This window comes from Mycobacterium sp., assembly GCF_965229265.1.
Taxonomy (GTDB): domain Bacteria; phylum Actinomycetota; class Actinomycetes; order Mycobacteriales; family Mycobacteriaceae; genus Mycobacterium.
On sequence record NZ_CBDDIY010000012.1, the window covers coordinates 623,907 to 648,559 of the forward strand.

At 68.9% G+C, this 24,653-nt stretch carries 22 protein-coding genes and 1 tRNA gene; 8 read left to right on the plus strand and 15 right to left on the minus strand.

All coding sequences use genetic code 11. The features are described from left to right. The first annotated feature begins 12 nt into the window (after positions 1-12). The gene (gene ppgS, locus ADBZ9K_RS20735; RefSeq protein ID WP_526623763.1) at positions 13-714 is read left to right on the plus strand and encodes a polyprenyl-phospho-N-acetylgalactosaminyl synthase PpgS; all 702 of its coding nucleotides are present in this window, start codon (positions 13-15) and stop codon (positions 712-714) included. Then, on the plus strand, positions 711-1,049 hold the full coding sequence (locus ADBZ9K_RS20740) for a DUF2304 domain-containing protein (protein WP_526623765.1): 339 nt from the start codon (positions 711-713) through the stop codon (positions 1,047-1,049). Before ppgS ends, ADBZ9K_RS20740 begins: the two co-directional genes overlap by 4 nt. 25 nt (positions 1,050-1,074) lie before the next feature. Here ADBZ9K_RS20740 and ADBZ9K_RS20745 read toward each other — a convergent pair whose 3' ends face one another. Next, positions 1,075-1,740 carry an LpqN/LpqT family lipoprotein gene (locus ADBZ9K_RS20745; RefSeq protein WP_526623767.1) on the minus strand — a complete coding sequence of 222 codons (666 nt, stop codon included), beginning with the start codon at positions 1,738-1,740 and terminating at the stop codon, positions 1,075-1,077. 368 nt (positions 1,741-2,108) lie between these two features. Between ADBZ9K_RS20745 and ADBZ9K_RS20750 the strand changes: the two genes are divergently transcribed. Beyond that, a complete protein-coding gene (locus tag ADBZ9K_RS20750; RefSeq protein WP_526624274.1) occupies positions 2,109-3,878 on the plus strand; it encodes a hypothetical protein in 1,770 nt (589 codons plus the stop codon). A 68-nt stretch (positions 3,879-3,946) separates the two neighbouring features. Here ADBZ9K_RS20750 and ADBZ9K_RS20755 read toward each other — a convergent pair. Together ADBZ9K_RS20755 and ADBZ9K_RS20760 are read right to left on the minus strand one after the other, a co-directional pair. Further along, positions 3,947-4,019: transfer RNA gene (locus tag ADBZ9K_RS20755), tRNA-Thr, on the minus strand. Positions 4,020-4,075: 56 nt separating this feature from the next. Continuing rightward, positions 4,076-5,290: a DNA polymerase III subunit delta' gene (locus ADBZ9K_RS20760; protein ID WP_526623769.1), complete on the minus strand. Its 1,215-nt coding sequence runs from the start codon at positions 5,288-5,290 to the stop codon at positions 4,076-4,078. A gap of 90 nt (positions 5,291-5,380) precedes the next feature. Between ADBZ9K_RS20760 and ADBZ9K_RS20765 the strand changes: the two genes are divergently transcribed. Further along, positions 5,381-6,985 carry an adenylate/guanylate cyclase domain-containing protein gene (locus ADBZ9K_RS20765; RefSeq protein ID WP_526624276.1) on the plus strand — a complete coding sequence of 535 codons (1,605 nt, stop codon included), beginning with the start codon at positions 5,381-5,383 and terminating at the stop codon, positions 6,983-6,985. A 7-nt stretch (positions 6,986-6,992) separates the two neighbouring features. On the opposite strand, the gene topA is transcribed toward ADBZ9K_RS20765, so the two are convergent. The 3 genes from topA to ADBZ9K_RS20780 all read right to left on the minus strand — a co-directional run bounded on the left by topA (position 6,993) and on the right by ADBZ9K_RS20780 (position 10,852). Continuing rightward, the gene (gene topA / locus ADBZ9K_RS20770) at positions 6,993-9,797 is read right to left on the minus strand and encodes a type I DNA topoisomerase (protein ID WP_526623771.1); all 2,805 of its coding nucleotides are present in this window, start codon (positions 9,795-9,797) and stop codon (positions 6,993-6,995) included. A 113-nt stretch (positions 9,798-9,910) separates the two neighbouring features. After that, on the minus strand, positions 9,911-10,489 hold the full coding sequence (locus tag ADBZ9K_RS20775; RefSeq protein WP_526623773.1) for a hypothetical protein: 579 nt from the start codon (positions 10,487-10,489) through the stop codon (positions 9,911-9,913). A 159-nt stretch (positions 10,490-10,648) separates the two neighbouring features. Beyond that, positions 10,649-10,852 carry a cold-shock protein gene (locus ADBZ9K_RS20780; protein ID WP_005138711.1) on the minus strand — a complete coding sequence of 68 codons (204 nt, stop codon included), beginning with the start codon at positions 10,850-10,852 and terminating at the stop codon, positions 10,649-10,651. A gap of 301 nt (positions 10,853-11,153) precedes the next feature. Between ADBZ9K_RS20780 and sftH the strand changes: the two genes are divergently transcribed. Continuing rightward, on the plus strand, positions 11,154-13,499 hold the full coding sequence (gene sftH / locus ADBZ9K_RS20785; RefSeq protein WP_526623775.1) for a DNA 3'-5' helicase SftH: 2,346 nt from the start codon (positions 11,154-11,156) through the stop codon (positions 13,497-13,499). Positions 13,500-13,815: 316 nt separating this feature from the next. Beyond that, complete coding sequence (locus ADBZ9K_RS20790) at positions 13,816-14,841, plus strand: PAS domain-containing protein (RefSeq protein WP_526623777.1); 1,026 nt, start codon at positions 13,816-13,818, stop codon at positions 14,839-14,841. Here ADBZ9K_RS20790 and ADBZ9K_RS20795 read toward each other — a convergent pair. Genes ADBZ9K_RS20795 through ssd form a run of 7 tightly spaced genes read right to left on the minus strand, consistent with a single transcriptional unit; the run spans position 14,834 to position 19,282 of the window. Continuing rightward, positions 14,834-15,217, minus strand: coding sequence for an Rv3654c family TadE-like protein (locus tag ADBZ9K_RS20795; protein ID WP_526623779.1), 384 nt, complete (start codon positions 15,215-15,217; stop codon positions 14,834-14,836). The two genes, ADBZ9K_RS20790 and ADBZ9K_RS20795, sit on opposite strands and share 8 nt — an antisense overlap. Then, on the minus strand, positions 15,171-15,461 hold the full coding sequence (locus tag ADBZ9K_RS20800) for a TadE family type IV pilus minor pilin (protein ID WP_526623780.1): 291 nt from the start codon (positions 15,459-15,461) through the stop codon (positions 15,171-15,173). The genes ADBZ9K_RS20795 and ADBZ9K_RS20800 overlap by 47 nt, the downstream gene beginning before the upstream one ends. A gap of 35 nt (positions 15,462-15,496) precedes the next feature. After that, positions 15,497-15,661, minus strand: a complete 165-nt coding sequence (locus tag ADBZ9K_RS20805) for a DUF4244 domain-containing protein (protein ID WP_526623782.1) — start codon at positions 15,659-15,661, stop codon at positions 15,497-15,499. A 54-nt stretch (positions 15,662-15,715) separates the two neighbouring features. Further along, the gene (locus ADBZ9K_RS20810) at positions 15,716-16,291 is read right to left on the minus strand and encodes a type II secretion system F family protein (protein ID WP_526624278.1); all 576 of its coding nucleotides are present in this window, start codon (positions 16,289-16,291) and stop codon (positions 15,716-15,718) included. Then, positions 16,288-17,064: a type II secretion system F family protein gene (locus ADBZ9K_RS20815; RefSeq protein WP_526623784.1), complete on the minus strand. Its 777-nt coding sequence runs from the start codon at positions 17,062-17,064 to the stop codon at positions 16,288-16,290. Before ADBZ9K_RS20815 ends, ADBZ9K_RS20810 begins: the two co-directional genes overlap by 4 nt. Beyond that, positions 17,061-18,227, minus strand: a complete 1,167-nt coding sequence (locus tag ADBZ9K_RS20820) for a TadA family conjugal transfer-associated ATPase (RefSeq protein ID WP_526623786.1) — start codon at positions 18,225-18,227, stop codon at positions 17,061-17,063. Before ADBZ9K_RS20820 ends, ADBZ9K_RS20815 begins: the two co-directional genes overlap by 4 nt. Further along, on the minus strand, positions 18,224-19,282 hold the full coding sequence (gene ssd / locus ADBZ9K_RS20825; RefSeq protein WP_526624280.1) for a septum site-determining protein Ssd: 1,059 nt from the start codon (positions 19,280-19,282) through the stop codon (positions 18,224-18,226). Before ssd ends, ADBZ9K_RS20820 begins: the two co-directional genes overlap by 4 nt. 455 nt (positions 19,283-19,737) lie before the next feature. Between ssd and ADBZ9K_RS20830 the strand changes: the two genes are divergently transcribed. Further along, on the plus strand, positions 19,738-20,562 hold the full coding sequence (locus ADBZ9K_RS20830) for an HAD-IB family hydrolase (RefSeq protein ID WP_526624282.1): 825 nt from the start codon (positions 19,738-19,740) through the stop codon (positions 20,560-20,562). A 377-nt stretch (positions 20,563-20,939) separates the two neighbouring features. On the opposite strand, the gene ADBZ9K_RS20835 is transcribed toward ADBZ9K_RS20830, so the two are convergent. Further along, positions 20,940-21,686 (minus strand): oxidoreductase, encoded by a 747-nt coding sequence (locus tag ADBZ9K_RS20835; RefSeq protein ID WP_526623788.1) that lies wholly within the window; start codon positions 21,684-21,686, stop codon positions 20,940-20,942. A 162-nt stretch (positions 21,687-21,848) separates the two neighbouring features. Here ADBZ9K_RS20835 and acs point away from each other — a divergent pair, with 162 nt between their 5' ends. Beyond that, positions 21,849-23,810: an acetate--CoA ligase gene (gene acs, locus ADBZ9K_RS20840; protein ID WP_526623790.1), complete on the plus strand. Its 1,962-nt coding sequence runs from the start codon at positions 21,849-21,851 to the stop codon at positions 23,808-23,810. A gap of 10 nt (positions 23,811-23,820) precedes the next feature. Here acs and ADBZ9K_RS20845 read toward each other — a convergent pair whose 3' ends face one another. Then, positions 23,821-24,540 (minus strand): S1 family peptidase, encoded by a 720-nt coding sequence (locus ADBZ9K_RS20845; protein ID WP_526623792.1) that lies wholly within the window; start codon positions 24,538-24,540, stop codon positions 23,821-23,823. Positions 24,541-24,653: the final 113 nt, after the last annotated feature.

Here is a 24,653-nt window from a genome sequence, read left to right on the forward strand (position 1 = left end):
AGCGTGTACGTTGTGGGCATCGACACGCCCTACCCCGACGCCTGGATCATCGTGCCGGCGTACAACGAAGCGAAGGTCATCGGCGAGGTCATCGCCGACCTGCGCCAGACCTTCGACCACGTGGTGTGCGTCGACGACGGCAGCCGCGACGATACCTCCGACATCGCCCTGGCCGCGGGCGCACACGTGGTGCGCCATCCGGTGAATCTCGGTCAGGGAGCGGCCATCCAGACCGGTGTCGAGTACGCCCGCAGCCAGCCCAGCGCGGCGGTGTTCGTGACGTTCGACGCCGACGGCCAGCACCGAGTCAAAGACGTCCTCGCCATGATCGACCGGCTGTCCAAGGGCGACGTCGACATCGTGATCGGCACCCGATTCGCCGGCTCGACCGTCAGTCACACCCCGCCGCTCAAGCGGCTGATCCTGCGCACCGCTGCCGCGCTGAGCCCGAGCAGTCACCGGCTCGGGCTGACCGACGCCCACAACGGGCTACGGGTGTTCAACAAGACCGTGGCCGAGCACCTCAACCTCACGATGAATGGCATGAGCCACGCCAGCGAGTTCGTCAAGCTGATCGACGAGAACGGTTGGCGGGTGGTCGAAGAGCCCGTCGAGATCCTCTACACCGAATATTCGATGTCCAAGGGCCAGCCCCTGCTCAACGGGGTGAACATCGTCTTCGACGGATTCCTGCGAGGAAGGATGCGCCGGTGAACTGGATTCAGGTGCTGCTGATCGCGGCGGTGGTGGCGCTGCTGGTGTACCTGCTGCGGTCTCGCAGCAACGCCAAAGCCAAGGCCTGGGTCAAGGTCGGTTACGTGCTGTTCGTCATCGCCGCGATCTATGCGATCCTGCGACCGGACGACACCACCGTGCTGGCCAATTTGCTCGGTGTCCGCCGCGGCGCCGACCTGATCACCTACGCGCTGATCATCGCGTTCACCTTCACCACGATGAGCACCTACCTGCGATTCAAGGAACTTGAACTCAAGTACGCCCGGCTGGCGCGGGCGGTCGCCCTGGAGGGTGCGCGGGCTCCGGAGCGCTGAGCCGGGTGCGCTGCGGTCAGCTCCCCTAGGGCTTGGCGGGCGCGCCGAACTGGAAGCCATCCAGGATGGCCTGCTTGTCGTTGATGTAGGTGGTGTTGCTCGGATCGGCGGTCTGGACGCTCACGGTCGCGGCATAGATCTTGCCGCCCTGTTCGGAGGCGACGATCAGCGTGGTGACCGCGGTTGCCGGACCGGTTTCGGTGGCGGGCGAGTTGTAGGTGATGGTCAGGCTCGGATGCCCGCACAGGCTTCCCGTGGTCTGCGATGCACCTTCGGCAGCAATGCCGGCGCGCTCAGCGTCGATAGCCGCCTGCGGTGTGGCGACTTTCCCGGTGAGGTCCTCGAGGGTGACAACGGCGTTGGGCGCGAAGCCGTCGGCCACCAGGTCCGTGCTGCCGATCGCACCGCGGATGATATCTGAGTTCATCTCGGTGCTCGATTCCCAACCGGGCGGCTGCGGGATCGCCAGCGCCGGCTCTCCCGGTGAACGAGGTTCCAGATCCAGCAACGGATAGGCGCTTTTCGCACATGCCATGTCGGCGGCAGGGGCCGCCGATGTGGACGACGCGGCTGACGTCGCAGCTGAACTCGTCTCAGCGCTCTTCGTCGACGACGTGGAACACGCTGTCCCCAGTGCGATGACCGCGAGCGGCACCGCGAGTACCGCGATGGGTGAATAGTGTCCGGCCACGGGGACGCCTTCCTGTCTCGACGGGCAGAATCGCGCGGTGACTGGGCCTCAAGCCCGCAAAGCTGCCGGGACCGAGCCTGCGCCGCGTTCTACAGCAAGGTGGCCGAACATGCACCGGTGCGGCACCACATCGACCGCGATACGGGTAACAACACATTCCCGGACCTCGCTACCCAGGGAACAATGACACAGACCAATCGATTGTCCAGCGGGCACACAGGAGATTAGTAGGGTTTCAGCAAATTATCGAGCGTTGGACCAAACGGCGGAGGCCAATCACCGCGGACCCGACCCTCGCCGCGGGCGTCGCCCCGGCTAAGCCGGGCCGTACCATCGACGCGATGGCAGTTCCGACCCGAGTGGCGCACATGCCACCGGTGGCGGTGGCTGCCGCAGTCCTCATCGCGGTCCAGCTGGTGGTGCGCGCGGTGCTGGCCTTCGGCGGCTACTTCTATTGGGACGACCTGATCCTGGTGGGTCGCGCCGGCACGCAGGGGCTGCTGTCGCCGTCGTATCTGTTCGACGACCACGACGGGCATGTCATGCCCGGCGCCTTCCTGGTGGCCGGGGCGATCACCCGGCTGGCCCCGCTGGTGTGGACGTGGCCGGCGGTCAGCCTGGTGGTGCTGCAACTGCTGGTTTCGCTGTCGCTGCTGCGGGCCCTGTATGTGATCCTGGGTTGGCGGCCGGTGCTGCTGATCCCGCTGTGCTTTGCGCTGTTCACCCCGTTGGGCGTGCCCGGATTCGCCTGGTGGGCGGCGGCGCTGAACTCGCTGCCGATGCTGGCCGCGCTGGCGTGGGTGTGTGCCGACGCAATCCTGTTGGTGCGCACCGGAAATCATCGGTATGCGGTCACCGGTGTGTTGGCCTATCTCGCCGGTTTGGTCTTCTTCGAGAAGTCCGCGGTCATCCCGTTCGTCGCGTTCGCGGTGGCCGCGCTGCTGTGGCATGTGCGCGGTGGCACCGCGGCGCTGCGCTCGGTGTGGCTGGCCGGGGTGCGGCTGTGGGCACCGGCGATCGCAGTTACGGCGGCGTGGATCGGCGTGTACCTCGTCGTCGTCGACCAGCAGCGGTGGAGCTCGGATCTTGCGATGACGTGGGATCTGCTGCGCCGTTCGGTCACTCATGGCATCGTGCCCGGCCTGGCCGGCGGCCCATGGCAATGGCAGCGCTGGGCGCCGGCCTCACCGTGGGCGGTTCCCCCGCTGTCGGTGATGATCCTGGGCTGGGCGGTGCTGGCGGCCGTTGTCGCGGTGTCGGTGCTTCGCAAGTACCGCATCGGGCTGGTGTGGCTGGTCGCGGTGGGCTATGCGGTGGCCTGCCAGATCCCCATCTATCTGATGAGATCGTCGAAGTTCACCGCCCTGGAACTGGCGCAGACGCTGCGGTACTTCCCCGATCTGGTGATCGTGCTGGCATTGCTGGCGGCGGTGGGGTTCTGCGCGCCCAACCGCGCCGGTACACACTGGCTGGACGCATCGCGCGCCCGCGCTGTGGCGGTGACCGGCCTGGCGGTGGCGTTCACCGCCAGCAGCCTGTATTCGACCACCACATTCCTGACCAGCTGGAAGGACAACCCGGCGCAGCCCTATCTGCAGAACGCGATCCGCGGGCTGGCGCAGGCGCGGGCGTCCTCAGCTGCCCCGCTGCTGGATCAGGAGGTCGACCCGCTGGTGTTGCAGCGGGTCGCCTACCCAGAGAACCTGGCCAGCCACCTGTTCGCGCTGATCCGCGATCGTCCCGAATTCGATAAGTACACAACACAATTGAGGATGCTCGATACCAGTGGACGGCTGGTCGACGCCAACGTCACGTGGGTCCGCACCGTCGTGGTGGGCCCGGTGGGCAATTGCGGCTACTTTGTGCAACCCGACGCCGATGTACGGATGCCGCTGGACGGGCCGCTGCTGCCTGCGGAGTGGACCGCCGAAATCAACTACCTGGCCAACAGCGACGGCTCGATGCTGATGTCGCTGAACGAGGGGCCCGACACCAAGGTGGCGGTACACCCCGGGCTGAACCGGGTCTATGTGCGGCTGTCCGGGGCCGGCGACGCGATCACGGTGCGGGCCACGACCGCCGCGCTGTCCTTGTGTCTGGCCTCAGGGCCGGTGGGGTATCTGGCGCCGCGACGGTAACGCCATGGCGGCTATGGGCGGGATTTTCCGCCGTGGCGTTACGCCCGCGACCCGGGGTGAACAAACGGAGCCGCCTGGGGGAATCGAACCCCCGACCTATTCATTACGAGTGAATCGCTCTACCGACTGAGCTAAGGCGGCGTGGCCGACGATGGGCGCTTGCGCGAAGTGCCATCCCGCCGGACCGAGCAGTGAGTCTACAGGTCCGAACGCAGTGCCTGACCCACGGTGGCCACCATGGCATCGACGGCGAACTTGGGCTTGACGTTCATCGCGAGCGCCTCGCGGCACTCCAGCACCGCCTCGATGCAGCGCAACAGCCGTTCGGCGGAGGCGTGCGCGGCCAGCGCCGCGACCTTGTCGGCCATGTCGGGGTGGTTCGGGACCACCGTGCCCGCGCCGGAGGCGACCAGCAGCGCATCCCGGAAATAGGTCGCCAGATCGATCAGCGCACGGTCCAGGGCATCGCGCGACGCTCGGGTCTGCCGGGACTTCTGCCGCCGCTCGAGGTCCTTGATCGCCCCGGTTGCACCGCGCAGCGTGCCCGCGGTGCCCCTGCCGGTGCCGCCGGCGCCCAGCGCGGTCCGCAATTCCTCGGTCTCGGCCTCGTCCCGGCCGACGTTGAGCGCCTTCGCCTCGGACTCGGCCGTGGCCACCAGCTCCTCGGCCGCGGCGTACGCCCGCGTCGGGGTGGCCGCGTCACGGGCCAGGCCCAGTGCCCGCGCCCGACGCGCCCTGGCGTCGGGATCGGTGGCCAACCGCCGCGCCCGGCCGACGTGGCCCCCGCTGACCGAGGCCGCCCATTGCGCCTCCTCGACGCTGAGCCCGTCATTGTCGACCAGCACCTGGGCGATCGCCGCCGTCGGCGGGGTCACCAGGGCCACATGCCGGCACCGCGACCGCAGGGTGATCGCGATGTCCTCGGGGTCCACCGAGGGGGCGCACAGCAGGAACACCGTCGACGGGGGTGGCTCCTCCACGACCTTGAGCAGCGCGTTCGCCGCACCCTCGGTGAGGCGGTCGGCGTCCTCGATCACGACGATCTGCCAACGACCGGTGCTGGGCCGCCGTGAGGCGATCTGCACGATCGCGCGCATCTCGTCGACGCCGATCGACAGCCCCTCCGGGATGATCCGGCGGACGTCGCCGTGGGTGCCGGCCATCGTGGTCGTGCAGGCCCGGCATTCGCCGCATCCCGGAGTGCCGTCGGCGGTGCACTGCAGGGCAGCCGCGAAGCACAACGCGGCCACCGAACGGCCCGATCCGGGCGGCCCGGTGATCAGCCACGCATGTGTCATGGTGCCGGTCGCGGCCACATCGTGAGCGGAATCACCCCGGGCGGCGCGAGCAGCGCCGACCAACTCCGCTTCCACAACGCTTTGGCCGACCAGCCGCGTGAACACTCCGGACATCACCGTAAACACTAGTGCTCAGCAACGACACAACCGTTCCGCGGTGGGTTCCGAAGGTGCAGATCCGTCGCTGCGGCCCGATACGGTGGGCTGGTGACCACCGCGCGCTTCGACCCGGGACGAATCAGTGCATTCGTCCGCTGGGTCGCGCGCACACCATGGCCGGTGTTTTCCCTGGGCATGCTGCAGGCCGACATCATCGGCGCACTGCTGGTGCTGGGTTTTCTGCGGTTCGGCCTGCCCCCGTCCGACCGCATCATGCTGCAGGATCTGCCCCGGCTCAACCTGGTGATCTTCCTGAGTTACCTGTTCATCTCGTTCGCCGCGGGCGCGTTCGTCAGCCTCAAGTTGTTGGTGCCGGTGTTCCGGTGGCAACGCCGCGACGCGCTGCTGGCCGAGGACGACCCGGCCGCGACGGAGCAGGCGCGGTTACGGGCCCTGCGGATGCCCGTTTACCGGTCGCTGATCAGCATGTCCAACTGGGTGCTGGGAGCGGTGGTATTCATCGCGGCCAGCTGGCCGGTGGCCAGCCACGCTGCTCCGGTGCTGGCGGTGGCCACCCTGCTCGGCGCCACCGCCACGTCGATCATCGGCTACCTGCAGTCCGAGCGCGTGCTGCGCCCGGTGGCCGTCGCCGCCCTGCGCGGTGGGGTGCCGGAGAAATTTCACCGGCCCGGTGTCATCCAGCGGCTCGTGCTGACCTGGCTGTTGTCCACCGGCGTGCCGCTGCTGGCCATCGTCCTGTCCATCGTGGCCAGCAAGTTCTCCCTGCTGCAGGCCTCTGCCGACGCCCTGTTCACCCCGATCCTGCTGATGGCCGTCGCCGCGCTGGTGATCGGCCTGGCGGGCAACATCCTGGCGTCGATGTCGATCGCCGACCCGCTGCGTCAGCTCCGCTGGGCGCTCGGGGAGGTCCAGCGCGGCAACTACAACGCCCACATGCAGATCTACGACGCCAGCGAGCTGGGGCTGCTGCAGGCCGGCTTCAACGACATGGTCCGCGACCTGAGCGAACGGCAGCGGTTGCGCGACCTGTTCGGCCGCTATGTCGGCGAGGACGTCGCCCGCCGCGCCCTGGAGCGCGGCACCGAGCTCGGCGGCCAGGAACGCGACGTCGCGGTGCTGTTCGTCGACCTGGTCGGCTCGACCCAGCTGGCCGCCACCCGGCCGCCCAGTGAGGTCGTCAGCATGCTCAACGAGTTCTTCCGCGTGGTGGTCGACACCGTCAAGAAGCACGGCGGGTTCGTCAACAAGTTCCAGGGCGACGCGGCGCTGTGCATCTTCGGGGCCCCGATCGAGCATCCCGATGCCTCCGGCGCGGCGCTGGCCGCCTCCCGGGAGCTACACGACGAACTGGTCGAGGTCCTCGGCCAGACCGACTTCGGCATCGGGGTGTCGGCCGGGCGGGCGATCGCCGGGCACATCGGTGCGCAGGCCCGGTTCGAGTACACCGTCATCGGCGACCCGGTCAACGAGGCCGCCCGGCTCACCGAACTGGCCAAGCTGGAAGGCGGGCACGTGCTGGCCTCGGCGATCGCGGTCAGCGGCGCCCTGGACGCCGAAGCGCTGTGCTGGAACGTCGGCGAGATCGTCGAACTGCGGGGCCGGCGGGCCCCGACGCAGCTGGCCCGCCCGACCAACCTGGCTGCCGCGCCCGCCAACCGGGGGCAGGTCAGCAGCGAGGCCGCCCGCTAAAGGCCAGTCAGCTGCCCTTGACGGCCTTCTTGGCTGGTGCCTTCTTGGCTGCCGCCTTCTTGACCGGTGCCTTCTTCGCCGGGCGCTTGACCGGGCCCCGGGCGCGCCGGTCGGCCAGCAGTTCCGAAGCCCGGGCGTCGGTGATGGTCAGCACGTCGTCGCCCTTACGCAGGCTGGCATTCGTCTCGCCGTCGGTGACGTAGGGACCAAACCGCCCGTCCTTGATGACCATGGGCTGGCCCGACGCCGCATCGACCCCCAGCTCGCGCAGTGGAGGGGTCGAAGCACCTTGCCTGCCACGGCGTTTGGGCTCGGCATAGATCTTCAACGCCTCGTCGAGGGTGATGTCGAAGATCTGGGCTTCGGTGGCCAGTGAACGAGAATCGGTGCCGCGCTTGAGATATGGGCCGTAGCGGCCGTTCTGCGCGGTGATCTCCTCACCGTTGGCCGGATCCACCCCGACCACGCGTGGCAGCGACAGCAGTTTGAGCGCGTCCTCGAGTGTCACCGTCTGCAGGTCCATCGACCGGAACAGTGAGCCGGTGCGCGGCTTCGGGCCGGTCGGCTTCTTGCCCTTCTTGGCGGTCACCCCGCCTTCCTCGTCCGGCGGCGGGGGCAGCACCTCGGTGACATACGGGCCGTACCGACCGTCCCTGGCCACGATTTCGTGGCCGGTTCCGGGATCGACACCCAGCACCCGCCCCTCCTGCGGTGTCGCAAAAAGGGTTTCGGCAAGCTCGAGGGTCAACTCGTCCGGGGTGATCTCGTCGCTCAGGTTGGCCCGTTGCGGGGTGGGCTCGCCGTCCTCGCCGGTGATCATCCGCTCCAGATACGGGCCGTTCTTACCGACCCGCACCACGATCGGGCGGCCCTGCTCATCGTCAAAAAGCTTGATGGAGTTCACTTCTCGGGCGTCGATGCCCTCGAGGTTGACACCGACCAGCTTCTTGAGGCCACCGGCGCGGGCGATCGAGTCGGCCACCCCGTGCTCGCCACCGAAGTAGAAGTTGGACAGCCAGTTGGTACGACGCTCCTGGCCTGAGGCGATCTCGTCGAGCTCGTCTTCCATGGCGGCGGTGAAGTCGTAGTCCACCAGCCGGCCGAAATGCTGTTCGAGCAGGCCGGTCACCGCGAAAGCCACCCAGGACGGCACCAGGGCGCTGCCCTTCTTGTGTACGTAACCGCGGTCCTGGATCGTCTTGATGATCGAGGAATAGGTTGAGGGACGGCCGATTCCGAGATCCTCGAGCGCCTTGATCAAGGACGCCTCGGTGTAGCGAGCCGGCGGATTCGTGGTGTGCCCGTCGGCGTTGAGCCGGGTCGCGTCCACCCGCTGGCCCTGGCGCAGCTGCGGCAGCCGGCTCTCGGCGTCGTCGGCCTCACCACCGGCCTGCTCGTCGACGGTCTCGACGTAGGCCTTGAGGAAGCCGGGGAAGGTGATGGTGCGGCCGCTGGCGGCGAAGGTGACCGCGCGGCCGTCGGCGGAGGTGCCGTTGATCCGCAGGCTCAGCGTGGTTCCGCGAGCGTCGGCCATCTGGGAGGCCACGGTGCGCTGCCAGATCAGCTCGTAGAGCCGGAACTCGTCGGTGTCGAGCTCGCGGTGCAGCGCGCCCGGCGTGGCGAAGACGTCGCCGGCGGGGCGGATGGCCTCGTGTGCCTCCTGGGCGTTCTTGACCTTGCGGGTGTACTGCCGCGGCGAGGGGTGGACGTACTCGTCGCCATAGAGCTGGCGGGCCTGATTGCGGGCCGCGTTGATCGCCGACTCCGACAGCGTCGTGGAGTCGGTACGCATGTAGGTGATATAGCCGTTCTCGTACAGCCGCTGCGCGATGCTCATCGTGCGTTCAGCGGAGAACCGCAGCTTGCGGCCGGCCTCCTGCTGCAACGTGGAGGTCATGAACGGCGGATACGGCCGTCGGGTGTAGGGCTTCTCCTCCACCGACGCCACGGCGAGGCTGGAGGCCTGCAAACCGGTGGCCAGCGAGCTCGCCGCAGCCTCGTCGAGCACCACGACCTCGTCGGGCTTGCGCACGACGCCCAGGGAGTCGAAGTCACGGCCGGTGGCCACCCGCTTGTTGTCGACGTTGACCAGCCGGGCCGTGAACCGGGGCGGGCTGGCGTTGGGGTCCGAGACACTCGCGTCGAGCTCGGCAATGATGTCCCAGTACGAGGCGCTGCGGAACGCCATTCGGTCGCGTTCGCGCTGCACGATGATCCGGGTCGCCACCGACTGCACCCGGCCGGCCGACAGCTTTGGGGCGACTTTCTTCCACAAGACCGGGCTGACTTCGTAGCCGTAGAGCCGGTCGAGGATGCGGCGCGTCTCCTGTGCGTCGACCAGGTCGTTGTCCAGGTCGCGGGGGTGTTCGGCGGCGGCGCGGATGGCCGGCTCGGTGATCTCGTGGAAGACCATCCGCTTGACCGGGATGCGGGGCTTCAGCGTCTCCAGCAGGTGCCAGGCGATGGCCTCGCCCTCGCGGTCACCGTCGGTGGCCAGGTAGAGCTCGTCGACATCCTTCAGCAGGCCCTTGAGCTCGGCGACCGTACTCTTCTTCTCCGGGCTGATGATGTAGAGCGGCTCGAAATTGTGCTCGACGTTGACCCCGAGCCGGGCCCATGGCTCGGCTTTGTACTTGGCCGGCACGTCGGCGGCGTTGCGCGGCAGGTCACGGATGTGACCACGAGACGATTCGACGATGTAGTTGGAGCCCAGGTAGCCGGCGATCTTGCGCGCTTTAGTGGGCGACTCCACAATCACGAGCCGCCGGATGCTGCCGTTTCGGTTACCGCTACCTCGGTCGTCGTCAGCCAACTGCGCTTACGCTCCACTTCTGTCTTGCCTACAGGTACCCCCTGACCCGCGGGCAACTGACAATTTCGCACCCCGGGGGTGTCAACGCAAACTGACCCCCCACACGGAATCTCTCAGATCCGGGGCCACGCTGACAACGCCTCGACGTCATCGGGTGGTTCCCCCACGTTCTCTACCAGGCGTGATAGCCGCCGGCGGCCGCTGATTCGCAGGGCCGGTCGGGAGCCTCGCGTGCCGATCAAGGTCGGTGCGATTCCCACCCGCATCAGCGCCGACGCCAGCGGCGAGTGCGTGTCGGGCGCGTGGGGATCCAGGCCCAGCAGATAGCGGTCAGCCTCCGGCACGCCCGCGGCCAGCGTCCACGCCCGCAACTCCCGCGGTCCCGGCAGCCACTGCGACGGCACTGTCTTGACCGCCCCGCGGGTCCACTCCGCGGCCATGCCTACCAGGCGCACATCGACAGCCGTCCGCACCAGCGGGGTGTCCTCATCGGTGCGGGTGATCTCGGCCTCCAGCCCCGCCGCGGTGATCATCGCCGCCAGTGCCCGCGCCCGCCACTGGTCATCAACGACCACCGACAGCCGGGCACCACCACCGACCATCACCACTTGTCCGGCCGACGCGAGAATCCCGGTCAGGTCGGCGACCGCGGGGGGCACCGACTCGGCCGAGAAGAACGACAGCTGGCTCACCATTCGACAGTAAGGCAGTCGGCGACGAGCGCGGCGCCGCCGAGCCGTACTCCGGGTGCACGAGCGTGGCGAGGGACCCCGAAAGGCCAAAAAACGAAAGCACCCCCGACGGTACCCGTCACCGGGACGCTCGGGGGTGATTCCTGTTGTGGTTGTAGATCAGACGGCGCGCACGCCTGTGGCCTGCGGACCCTTGGGGCTCTGACCGACCTCGAACTCGACCCTCTGGTTCTCCTCAAGGGTGCGGAAGCCCGACCCCTGAATTTCCGTGTAGTGGACAAACACATCGGCAGAGCCGTCCTCGGGTGCGATGAACCCGAAACCCTTCTCCGCGTTGAACCACTTCACAGTTCCCTGTGGCATCTTTCGTACTTTCCTTCTCTTCCTACCGGGAGCGGCCGACCGAGTTTTCGGCAGACCGGGCCCGTTCCGACCGCCATCCTTCGTGGAGTCGTCGGAACTCACCCGACCTACAGACCCTCGCAGGAACCGCGATCGCAACGTCGATCCTGCGGGTGTTTGAACACGAACACAGAAGCTGCGACCGCCCTCATCCAATCACGTTCACGCCGCTCGCGACAGTCTCGGTGCTACCAATGGGTGAACAATTCGATACGGGCCTGTGCATATGCGCCGCGAGCTATTCGGAAAGGGACGATTTCAAATGGTGAGTTTCGGCCGCGAGCTGCTCACGGCAGCCATCGAGGGCGCCGAATCCTCCCCCCACGCACTGCGCCACGTCGCCGAATTGCCGGCCCGCGCGGCCCAGAGCGCGGACTGGCCCGGCTGGGTGCACCCAGATGTGCTCCGCGCGTTCCATGGTCACGGAATCACCCGCCCGTGGTCGCACCAGCGGCGGGCCGCCGACCTTGCCCACGACGGGCAGCACGTGGTGATTAGCACGGGCACCGCGTCGGGCAAGTCGCTGGCATTCCAATTGCCGATCATGGATGCGCTGGCCCGAGATCCGCGCGCCAGGGCCCTTTATCTGTCACCGACGAAAGCGCTCGGCCACGATCAATTGCGCGCCGCTCATTCCTTGACCACTGCGGTGCCCATCCTGACCGACGTCGCGCCGACGTCCTATGACGGCGACACGCAGACCGAGGTACGCAGATTCGCCCGGGAGCGGTCTCGCTGGTTGTTCTCCAACCCCGACATGATCCATCTGTCGTTGCTGCGCAACCACGCCAGGTGGGCAGTGTTCCTGCGCGGTCTGCGCTACATCGTCGTCGACGAATGTCACTACTACCGTGGAATTTTCGGCTCCAACGTGGCCATGGTGTTACGCCGGCTGCTGCGGCTGTGCGAGCGCTACGCCCCTGTATCGGGGCGGGCAGGAGCGGAGCCCACCGGCCCGACGGTGATCTTCGCCAGCGCCACCACCGCCGCGCCCGGCGCAACCGCGGCCGAACTGATCGGCCAGACGGTCAGCGCCGTCACCGAGGACGGCTCACCGCACGGAGCGCGGACCGTGGCGCTGTGGGAGCCGGAGCTGCGCACCGATCTGCTTGGCGAGAACGGTGCACCGATCCGGCGTTCCGCCGGCGCCGAGGCGGCCAGAATGATGGCCGATCTGGTCGCCGAGGGGGCGCGAACACTGACGTTCGTGCGGTCGCGGCGCGGTGCGGAGTTGACCGCGATGGGCGCGCGGGACCGCCTCGATGACATCGCCCCGCAGCTGCGCGACACGGTGGCGTCCTACCGGGCGGGCTACCTTGCCGAAGACCGTCGCGCGCTGGAGCGCGCGCTCACCGACGGTGAGCTGCGCGGGCTGGCAACGACCAACGCCCTCGAGCTCGGCATCGACATCGCCGGACTGGACGCGGTACTGCTGGCCGGATTCCCGGGAACGGTCGCCTCGTTCTGGCAGCAGGCCGGCCGCTCCGGACGCCGGGGCCAGGGTGCGCTGGTCGTTCTCATCGCCCGCGACGACCCGCTGGACACCTACCTGGTGCATCACCCCGAAGCGCTGCTGGACAAACCGGTGGAACGGGTCGTCATCGATCCGGCCAACCCCTATGTGCTGGGCCCGCAACTGCTTTGCGCCGCAACGGAAATGCCGTTGGAGGAGGCCGAGGTGCGCCGCTGGGAGGCCGAGCCGGTGGCCGCCGAACTCGTCGACGACGGATTGCTGCGCCGGCGCGGCGGCAAGTACTTCCCCGCCGCCGGGCTCGATCCGCACCCCGCCGTCGACATCCGCGGTTCGGCCGGCGGGCAGGTCGCGATTGTCGAGGAGGGCACCGGGCGGATGCTCGGCAGCGCCGGCGCGGGCCAGGCACCGGCGACCGTGCACCCGGGCGCCGTCTATCTGCACCAAGGGGACAGCTACGTCGTCGACTCGCTGAGCCTCGAGGACGGGGTGGCCTTCGTGCACGCCGAGGACCCCGGGTATGCGACCTTCGCCCGCGAGATCACCGACATCGCGGTCACCGGGACCGGCGAACGCATCCACTACGACGCGGTCACCCTGGGCCTGGTTCCGGTGACCGTGACGCACCGGGTGATCGGCTACCTGCGGCGCAGGTTGTCCGGCGAGGTAATCGATTTCGTCGAATTGGACATGCCCGAACATTGCCTGACCACCACCGCGGCGATGTACACGATCACCCCGGAAGCCCTGTCGGACAGCGGAATCGACCTCCGCCGGATCCCGGGCTCGCTGCATGCGGCCGAACACGCGGCGATCGGCCTGCTGCCGCTGGTGGCCAGCTGTGACCGCGGTGACATCGGCGGCCTGTCCACCGCCGTCGGCGAGGACGGGCTGCCCACGGTGTTCGTCTACGACGGGCATCCGGGCGGTGCGGGCTTCGCTGAGCGCGGGTTCCGGCTGGCGGCCACCTGGTTGGGTGCCACCGCCGCGGCGATCCAGGCGTGTGAATGCCCGCAGGGCTGCCCGTCGTGCGTGCAGTCCCCGAAGTGCGGCAACGGAAACGACCCGCTGGACAAGTCCGGCGCGGTTCGGGTTCTGGAACTCGTTCTCGCCGCGTTGTCGGGCAGGCGCACCTGATCGACGGCCGACCGCCCCCTCAAACGGTCGGCACCCACGATGTGAAGCACGCCAGCCGACAAGCTGGCAGGGCCCCGCGCTGCTGGAGGCGTGGTGACAGCCCGACTTGGCTGCCTGCGACGAACGGCCGGACGACTCGGTCCGTTCTCAATCCCGACGGGTCGGGCGTAGGCGAAAAATACTAAACACCCACGGTGGGCGCAAGGAAATCGACATCGCGGTGGTCGGGGCGCCCCAGTTGCGCACTCTCACCTGGGGATTCCCCGCCGGAAGTCATCAGGTGGACCGAAGGTGGCGCCGTTTAAACTCATGACCCATGACCCACGACTGGCTCCTGGTGGAGACACTGGGCACCGAGCCGGTGGTGGTCGCGCAGGGACGACAGATGAAGCATCTGGTGCCGCTGGCGATTTTTCTGCGTCGCAACCCGCATCTGGCCGCGATCCGTACCGCCATCGCCGAGACCGTGGCGACCGGCAACAGCCTGGCCAGCATCACTCCGAAGAGCGATCGGGTGATCCGGACCGAGCCGGTCCAGATGTCCGACGGTCGGATGCACGGTGTCCACGTGTGGATCGGACCCGCCGACGCGCAGCCGCCGGAACGGCCGACCCCCGGTCCGCTGAAGTGGGACATGACCCTCGGTGTGGCGACCGATACCGTCGAGTCGCTGGTCAATGCCGGGCTTGACCCCACACTGGAGCCGACCCACGACAGGGCCTTTGCCGAGGACCTGCCGTCCCGCAGCTTCAACCGCGACGAGGCCAAGGTGCTGGCCTTGATGATCGAAGCGGCACCTGGCCGAACATATTGCACCACTTGGAGTTTCACCGACAGTGAGGGAAACCCGATTCGCGCCGGATTCGTCGCCCGCACCGCCACCGAGGTCGTCGAGGACGGCACCGAGCATTTGATCGCCCGCGCGATGAACCTGCGATGCGACCTCGACGACGATGCGTTGCCGCCCGACCATCTGGCTCAACGCATCCTCGACGGGCTGTCGCAGCCGGGGGTGCACCGGGCGTTGGTCGACCTCGGGACGTGGAAGCTGCTCAAGTGGCTCGATGAGCCCTGCCCGCATTACGACTGGCGCCAAAGCGTGCGGTTCCACCCCGACGATCACCATGAACTGATCCCGATGACCGCGGAGTTCCAGACCGGCAGCACCAGCCGGGTGCTGCGACTGCCCGGCACTGACGGCGGCTGGGTGCCGATGCACGTCACCGTCAACCGCATCGAGGTCGACAACGGGGTCTTCGCCGGGCTGGTCACGCTGCGCTTGCCGACCGCGGCAGAACTCAGCGGCGCGAAGCGGCCCAAGTCCGCCGACCCGGCTACCTAGCATCGACGGGTCCGGCCCGCGCCGTGGCCCGGGCCGGCCCGCCGAGGAGGCGCCCGGTCGCGACGTCGACCGTGACGACGACGTCCAGCTCCTCGACCGCACACCCCGTCGCGACCGCGCTCATGGCGCTGCTGACACCGGCGGCCTGGCGGCAGGCCACCTCCACGCCGCGCGGCAGCCAGACCGCCGCGGCCAGTGCGGCGAGGTCGGCAGCGGCCTGGGCGCGGTGCCGCGCCACCACCGCGCTGCCGAGCTGGACGCCGAGCAGGGCCAGCGCCACCAACGCGGCGATGAGCACCGCAGCCAGGACGGTGGCGGCGCCGGTGTCATCACCCGCTGGGTTCGGTGGCCGCGACGGCGCCGGCGCTGATGACAACTCCCGGCAGCAGGCGAGACCGGCCCCGCACCGTCGCGACCACGAAGTCGCCGTCGGGACGCAGCTCAAGGGTCGCTCCGGCCGGGCCGACGACGCGTGCCGCGGTAACCGCGGCGGCCTGGTCGCCCCGCGCAGCCAGCCGGGCCGCCTCACGGGCGGCGTCGATGCAGCGCACCTGCATGGCCATCGCCGTGAGCCCGGCGCCGCACGATACGAGGACGACGACCAGGGCGGCGATCGCCAACGCCGCCTCGACCGTGGCGAAGCCGGCATCGCCGGCTACACGTTCGTGTTCAGTGCGCGGTTGATGATGTTGGTCAGCGCGCCGACGATCGAATCGCCGGTGACCACGCTGTAGAGGATGGCACCGAAGGCGGCTGCCGCGATCGTGCCGATGGCATATTCGACCGTCGACATTCCCGCCTCGTCGGCCGCCACCAGCATCAGCCTCAGCTTTATCTGTCGAAAAATGTTGGTGCTCAATATCTTTCCTCTCTTTCACAGTATTCCTGAGCTGAACACATCGCCGGTAAGCCCGGCGACGACGGGCACGATGCCCAAACAGATGAACGCGGGCAGGAAGCACAGGCCCAGCGGCCCGGCGATCAGCACCGAGGCTCGCTCGGCCGCGGCGGCCGCGGCGTGGGCGGCGTCCCGACGTGACTGTTCGGCGAGTTCGGCGACGCCGTGGGCCAGGGCGCTGCCCGAGGCCGCCGACCGGCGGGCCAGCCGGGTCAGCGCATCGCCGCCGCCCTCGGCCCCGCCGGGCGGCGGCGACCACGCAGTGTCCGGGTCGGCCCCCAATGCCAGCAGGTCGGCCGCCCGCCGCAGCACCGTTGCTAGCTCAGCCGGTGCCGACGGTGCTGTCGCACCCGCCGCGCCCGACACCGACATCCCGGCCGATAGGCACACCGCGAACACGTCGAGGGCGGAGGCGATCGCCAGTGGGTCGGGACGGCCGGCGGTGCGCCGCCGCGGCCGCCGCGCCGACGCGGCACCGGCCAGGCGGCGGGCAGCGACCGGACCCGGCGCCGCCAGCACCGCGACGGCCAACAACAGTGCGGCGGCGATCACCGCACCAGCCGATCCGTGATGCGGTCGGCCCACAGCAGCCCACCGCAGACCAGGAGCAGCCCCGCGCTGAGTAGCCAGCCACCGGCCCCGCCGCCGAACAGAAACCCGATCGGATGCGCCCCGATCGCCTGCCCGAGCAGCACACCGAGCAACGGCAGACCCGCCAAGATTGCCGCGGTGGCCCGCGCTCCGGCGAGTCCGGCCTCGACTCCGGCGGTGAACCGGTGCCGTTCGACGATGTCGCGCTGTGCTGCCTTCATTAATGCCGCCATCGCCAGGCCGTGATCGGCGGCCAGCTGCCAGCACACCGCGAGCCGTTCCCACTGCGCGGGCGCCGACGAGGTTGCGGCCACGGCACGCAAGCCGCCCGGGACGTCGGCGCCCAACCGCGCGCGCGCCGCGACCGCGCGCAATGCGGCGCCGGTCGCGCCGGCGGATTCCGCGGCCGCGATACCGAAGGCGTGCACCGGGTGCGCACCGACCCGCAGCTCGCCGACCAGAGTCTCCAGCGCGGCCGCCAGGTTCTGACCGTCATGGGTGCGCAGCCGGTCGCGGTCACGACGGCGACGGCGCGCGACCAGCGTGAGGCCCAGCGCCGTCAGGCCCACCACGGCCGCGGGCGGCAGCAGCACCGCGGCGAGGGCGGCGACGACGAGTGCGACCGGCACCCGCACCGCGGTCCGCGCCGCTGCGGGCAGCAGCCGACGCGGGGGTGGTGGCGCGGCCAGTACGGCCAGCGCCAGGAGCAGCCCCGCCACCGGTATGCCGCTCATCGCCGCCGCCGTTGCCCGATCAATGCCTGCAGCTGCTGATGGCCGCTGCCCCAACCTCGTTCGACATGCCAGGCCGTCACCGCCTGCACCTGGCCGGAGTCGGCCCGGCACAGCACGGCGATCTCGGTCAACCGGCGCATTCCGTCGCGACCGCGGCCGACGTGGACGACGACGTGGACCGCAGCCGCGAGCTGACTGTGCAATGCGGCACGGTCGAGCCCGCCGAGCGCGGCCAGTGCCTCCAGTCGCGCGGGCACCTCGGCGGGGCTGTTGGCGTGCACTGTCCCGGCACCGCCGTCGTGCCCGGTGTTCAGCGCGGTCAGCAGGTCGACGACCTCGGCGCCGCGCACCTCGCCGACGACGATCCGGTCGGGGCGCATCCGCAGGGCCTGGCGGACCAGCTGACGCACCGTGACCTCGCCCACACCCTCCACGTTGGCGCCGCGCGCCACCAGCCGGACCAGATGCGGGTGCCGCGGCGAGAGCTCGGCGGCGTCTTCGACGCACACGATCCGCTCGGTGTCGCCAACGGCGCCAAGGACCGCAGCCAGCAGGGTGGTCTTCCCCGCCCCCGTCCCACCCGAGATCAGGAAGGCCAGCCGGGCGTCGACGATGTCGGTGAGCAACCGGCGGGCCTCGTCGGCGATCGCTCCGGACGCGATCAGCGACTCGAGGTCCTGGGTGGCCGGCCGCAGCACCCGCAACGACAGACACGTGCCGGCGAGGGCGACCGGGGGCAGCACCGCGTGCAGCCGAACGGCGAACGCCTCGCCGCCCGTTCCGCTCAGCTGTCCGTCGACCCACGGCTGGGCGTCGTCCAGGCGCCGCCCGGCGGCGACCGCGAGCCGTTGCGCCAGCCGGCGGACCGCGGCTTCGTCGGCGAATCGCACTGCGGTGAGCCGCAAACCGTTTCCGTCGTCCACCCAGACCGCGTCCGGGGCGGTGACCAGCACGTCGGTGGTACCTGGTGCGCGCAAGAGCGGTTCCAGCAGCCCGGCGCCGACCAGCTCGGTGTGCAGGACCCGCAGGTTCGTCAGCACCTCGGTGTCCCCCAGCACCCCGCCTGACTCGGCCCGGATCGCCGCGGCGACCGCGGCCGGCCGCAGCGAGGAGGACTCGGCGGCCAGCCGCTCGCGGACCCGGTCGATCAACGAGGCCGTCATGCCGCGCGAACCTGGGCGTTGGCCCGCAGCATGCCGAGTACCTGACGGGCCGCCGCGCCGAGCGGGGAACGCCGTCGCAGCCGTAGACCGCCGCGTTCGAGTCGTTGGGCAAGCATGGGCTCGGGCCGCATCGCGGCCAGCAGCGGCAGGGTCGTGAGTTCGGCAACCTCGTCGGCCCGCAGTCCGCCCGGGGCGGGGCCGCGCACCACCAGCCCGACGTTCGGGTTGACCTCGCGCAGCAGTGGCGCGCGGGCCGCCGTCGCAGCGATACCGCGGACGTCGCAGCTGGTGATCACCACAACCAGATCGGCGCAATCGAGCGCACAGCCAACCGCCGATGTCATTCGCCGGGGCAGGTCGCAGATCACCAGCGTTCCACCGCGCCGCCCCGCGTCGAGCACCGCTTCGACGGGTCCGGCGGCCACCTCGTGACAGTGCCGCACACCCGACAACACACTGACGCCCTGATGACTGGGGAGCGCCTCGCGCACGGCGGACCAGGACAGCCGGCCGCCCTGCACACTCAGGTCGGGCCAGCGCAAACCCGGTACGGCCTCGCTGCCCAGCAGGAGATCGATGCCGCCGCCGCACGGGTCGAGGTCGACAAGCAGTGATCCGGGCGCGGTTTGGGCCAGTGCAGCCGCGAACGTCGAGGCGCCGGCACCGCCACGGCCTCCCGTGACGGCGATCACCCACCCCGACCGTGGACCGTCGCGCGCTGTTTCCGCGGCATCGGACAGGTTGCGCACCAACTCGCTGTCCTGTGCCGGCAGCACGCAAACATGCTGTGCGCCAACACTCATCGCGGCGGCCCAGGTCGCGGGCCGCGGCTCGGTGGCGCTGATCACGATCACCCCGTCACGCCGGGGCAGCCCGTCGCGGTGGCAGCGGCGGGCCGCGTCCTCGTCGAGCAACACCGCCGCCGCGGCCAGCCAGGTCTTACGGGTCAACGACGCCGGTGCGGGCACCGGTCGCACCCCGACCGCCGCGGCGACCCGCTCGGCCTGGTCGCGCAATTCGGCGTCGGCGATGAGGGTCAGAACGACGTTCGGCAGGCTGCTCACAGGCTCCACCATCAGGTGGCCGAGCGCGCCACGCCAGCCAGCAAGGGCCGGGTTGTGGACCAACGCCGGTCTGGGGATGGATCATCCTGCCCGAACCGCCGCACAGGCATCCTGGCAACATTTTTCGAATTTGCCAGGAACGGAGGAAAATTGGTCCGGATATGGGACGACCCCCGCCAGGGGGGGAGGAGGCGAGGGTCGTCGTGTATCAGCCCCGGGGGGTCGGGCTGATGCACACTCAGCATAAGCCGAGTAATGCTTACTATACACACGAGAATCCGCGGTAGCGCAAGTATTGCTGCCACTTAGAAACCATGTATTCGCTGTGAAAATGCAGGGCGAGACACCTGGCGCGCCCTGCCACTTTATGGCCATCCCCAGTCGGGCGACGAGGCGGTCCTATCCTGGTTGGCGTGATCGTTTCCGGTCCGGCCGCCAGCCAGCTAATCGATCCAGCGTCGCAGCCCGCGCCGGGCACCCCGTCGCGAACGGCAGCGTTCTTCGACCTCGACAAGACCGTCATTGCCAAGTCCAGCACGCTTGCTTTTAGCAAACCCTTCTTCAATCAGGGCCTGCTGAACCGCCGGGCCGTCCTCAAATCCAGCTACGCCCAATTCCTGTTCCTGATGTCGGGTGCCGATCACGACCAGATGGACCGGATGCGCTCCTACGTCACCGCGATGTGCGCCGGCTGGGATGTCGAGCAGGTCAAGTCGATCGTCAACGAGACGCTGCACGACATCGTCGATCCGCTGGTTTTCGCCGAAGCGGCGGAGTTGATCGCCGATCACCGGCTGTGCGGGCGCGATGTGGTGATCGTGTCCGCCTCCGGCGAAGAGATCGTCGCCCCGATCGCCCGTGCGCTGGGCGCCACCCATGCCATGGGCAGCCGGATGCTCGTCGAGGACGGCAAGTACACCGGCGAGGTCGCCTTCTACTGCTACGGCGAAGGTAAGGCTGCGGCCATCCGTGAACTGGCCACTCTTGAGGGCTACGCCCTCGAGCACTGCTACGCCTACTCCGATTCGGTCACTGACCTGCCGATGCTGCGAGCCGTCGGCCACCCGAGCGTGGTGAACCCCGACCGGGCGCTGCGCAAAGAAGCGGCGGCACAAGGCTGGCCGGTGCTGACGTTCTCCCGGCCAGTGCCATTGCGGGATCGGATCTCCACGCCGTCGAGTGCGGCGGTGGCCACGACGGCGGCACTGGGGCTCAGCGCCCTGGCCGCCGGAGCCCTGACGTATTCATTGTTACGACGGTTATCCGTCTAGCGTCCAATCCGTTGCCATCTAGACCCTTGCTGTGACGGTGGTCACGTAGTACAAAGGAATCACGGACGCCTGGCAAGGCCAAGATAGCGCCGGAAGAGAAGGCACTACCTCCCGACCCAAGCGACCCAGCACGGTTCCCGGCACCCACGCGGAGCACGCCGCATAGGGCAGAAGTGTTGCGGGCCTGCGTAATTGCGACAAGCGAACGACGTCTACGATCCCTTGGGTGGGATTTCAGTCGAAGCGCAGCGCGAGACCGCCGAGGCCAACCCACGCAACCCACGTTGCACGCCTGGTAACCGAGCAACCGTGCTAGCGGGCGGCGAGCCGAGTCATTCGGATCGTCGCCCGCTTCGGTGTGCGGGCCGCCCGGCCGCCTATTTGGTAGCGGCCTCAGCAATCGACAGGGCTTCGCGCGCACCGTCTTCCAAAGCCTGACAACACATCCGCAGCCAGGCGCCCAGTGCCTCGGGTTCGCCCGTCGCGAAGGCCCGCGCGCCGGCGTGGTACTCCTCGCCGCGACGCATCCAGAACACCTCCGGCACGCCCAGACCGTGCGGGTCCAGACCGGTGGCCATCGTCACGAGGCGTGATACCGCCCGGGCCACCACCCCGTCGGCGGAGCCGAACGGGGCCAGGGTCAACAGTTCGCCGTGAGCGACGGCGGCCAGCACGGGCGCCGGCGCGGCGCTGCCCCCGGTCACCAGTCGGGTCACCAGATCAAGCCGGGCGGCCACCTCCGGAGCCTGACGCGGCCGGCCCAGGTCTGCTTCGTCAACCAGGTCGGCGGCCGCCAGTGCGTGTAGCCGGGCCAGTGCCTGCAAAGGCGCCCGCTGCCACACCCCGACCAGGGTGGTGGTACCGCCCTCCATCGCCTGGCCGACGCGCAGGGCGCCCGCCAGGATTGGGTCGTTGGGCTCGGCCCCGGAGGCGTCAAGCTGCACCGCGCCACCGTCGAGCGCCGACGAGGACCGTGCCCCGCGGACCGCCGATTCGGCGGAGGTCACCGGCCAGTTCCGCAGGTTCGTCCGGTGTCGATGCGCTTTGGCTAGGGCGTCGCGGGCCGCCTCGGCGCCGTCAGCCACCCCGGGCAGTTGCAGCAGCGGGGCCAGCAGGTCAGTCACGTTCGGTCACGCTATCGGCGGAAGGCCCGGTTGGGCCAGCCGGAGTCCTCAGACGACCGTTGTCCCGGCGTTCATCCGCCGTTCGGCGCGCGGCAGGAACCGTCCGCCGACGAATGTGAGCTGCCAACGCCGATGCAACGTTGGGTGACTACGCTCACAGACATGACTGAGGCGCACACCGAGATTCCGTCATGCTATCCACCGTCGGCGGATTTCGCCGCCAACGCCAACGCCACCGCCGAGCTGTACCAGGAGGCCGAGGCCGACCGGCTGGCGTTCTGGGCCAAGCAGGCCAACCGGCTGGCCTGGGACACCCCGTTCACCGAGGTGCTCGACTGGTCCGACGCGCCGTTCGCGAAGTGGTTCGTCGGCGGCAAGCTCAACGTCGCCTACAACTGCGTCGACCGGCACGTCGAGGCGGGCAACGGTGACCGGGTCGCCATCCACTGGGAAGGTGAGCCGGTCGGCGATTCCCGGGTGATCACCTACGCCCAGCTCAAGGACGAGGTGTGCAAGGCGGCCAACGCGTTGACCGACCTGGGGCTGGTCGCCGGTGACCGGGTGGCCATCTACATGCCGATGGTTCCCGAGGCGATCGTGGCGATGCTGGCCTGTGCGCGACTTGGTGTGATGCACAGCGTGGTCTTCGCTGGATTCTCCGCGTCGGCGTTGCGGGCCCGCATCGAGGATGCTGAGGCCAAGATGGTGATCACCACGGACGGCCAGTACCGGCGGGGAAATGCGGTGTCGCTCAAGGCCGCTGTCGACGAGGCCGTCGAGGACCAGGATTGCGTGCAGCACGTCCTGGTGGTGCGCCGCACCGGGATCGACGTGAACTGGACCGACGGACGCGACCTGTGGTGGGACGAGGCGGTCGCGTCGGCGTCGACGGAGCACACCGCAGAGGCATTCGACTCCGAGCACCCGCTGTTCCTGCTCTACACCTCCGGCACCACGGGTAAGCCCAAGGGCATCATGCACACCTCCGGTGGCTACCTGACCCAGGCGTCCTACACCCATCACAATGTCTTCGACATCAAGCCGGACAGTGATGTGTATTGGTGCACAGCCGATATCGGCTGGGTCACCGGCCACACCTACATCGTCTACGGGCCGCTGTCCAACGGCGCGACCCAGGTGGTCTACGAGGGTACCCCGGCCTCCCCCGACGAACACCGTCACTTCCAGGTTATCGAAAAGTACGGTGTGACAATCTATTACACCGCACCCACGCTGATCCGCACCTTCATGAAGTGGGGCCGCGAGATCGCGTTCGCCCACGACCTGTCCAGCCTGCGGCTGCTCGGGTCGGTCGGTGAGCCGATCAACCCGGAGGCCTGGCGTTGGTACCGGCTGGTGTTCGGCGGCGGCGCCACGCCGATCGTGGACACCTGGTGGCAGACCGAGACCGGCGCGGCGATGATCTCGCCGCTGCCCGGTGTGACGGACTGCAAGCCCGGCTCGGCGATGCGCGCGTTGCCGGGCATCTCGGCCAAGATCGTCGACGACGACGGAAATGAGTTGCAGCCCAGCCCCGATCACGGTGAGCACGTCACCGGTTATCTCGTGCTCGACAAGCCGTGGCCATCGATGCTGCGCGGTATCTGGGGCGATCCGGAGCGGTTCAAGGAAACCTATTGGTCGCGGTTCGCCGAGCAGGGCTGGTACTTCGCCGGTGACGGCGCGCGCTACGGCAGCGACGGCGAGGTGTGGGTGCTGGGCCGCATCGACGATGTGATGAACGTGTCGGGACACCGTATTTCGACCGCCGAGGTGGAGTCCGCGCTCGTGGGCCACTCCGGGGTGGCCGAGGCTGCCGTCGTCGGTGCCACCGACGACACCACCGGTCAGGCGATCTGCGCCTTCGTCATCCTCAAGGCCCACCATGCCGACACCCCGACCGAGCAGATGGTCGACGAGCTGCGCGCCGAGGTGGCCAAGGAGATCTCCCCGATCGCCAAGCCGCGGGAAATCCACGTCGTGCCCGAGTTGCCCAAGACCCGCAGCGGCAAGATCATGCGCCGGTTGTTGCGCGACGTCGCCGAGGGACGCGATCTCGGCGACACCTCGACGCTGGTGGATCCGACGGTGTTCGAGGCGATCCGGGCCAGCAAGGCCAACTGAGGGCGGCCGGTCAGGCCGGGCCGACGACGTCCGGTGTCGGGACGAACCCGGTGCCGGGCCGGTTCTTGGCGGCGATGTCGCCCAGGATCGAGTTGATCGACATCGTGACCGCCGGCGTGTGCAACGGAATGAACTTCACGACGCACGTCGGCAGGTCCTCGCTGAAGGCGCCGTGGATCATGCCGACCAGCTTGTTGTCGACGGTCACCGGGGCGCCGGAATCACCGGGCTGGCCGCACACTTGGTTGACGATGGTGCCCGGATCCTGCCCGGGGCCCCAGGTGACGCCGCACGAGTAGCCGGTCGTCCGGCCCAGCTTGCAGGCAACCTGGCCGAACACCGGGTCGGGCCCGATGCCGTCGATCACGAAGCCCTTGTAGTTGGAGATCGGCGCAACCTTGGCGGGGTCGAAGCGGATCACGGCGTAGTCCAGGTTGTCGTTGCCGGCGACCATGGTGCCGATGACCCCGTCGTCGGGGCGCTCCTCGGATCCGACCTGGGCGCCCGGGCCGCCGCAGTGTGCGGAGGTGAAGCCGATCAGTGCGCCGGTGTTATCGGTGCCGATAGCGGTCAAGGTGCAGTAGGTGTCGCCGTTGACGACGATGCCGGCCCCGCCGCCCAGCGGCACCTTGCCGTCGGCGGCGGCGGGCGACGCCGGGCTGGGCAACAGCGCGCCGAGGGCCAGGACAACAGCCCCCGCCGTCAGCCGCACACGATGCGCGGTCGTCACTGGCAACCTCCATCAACAGTCCACCCTGACAAGGGAGTCTAGCTTGATCACACCCGTAACTTGCGTAACAGCACTGGGTATCCGGCGGCGAGCCCGACATGGCAACATGAACC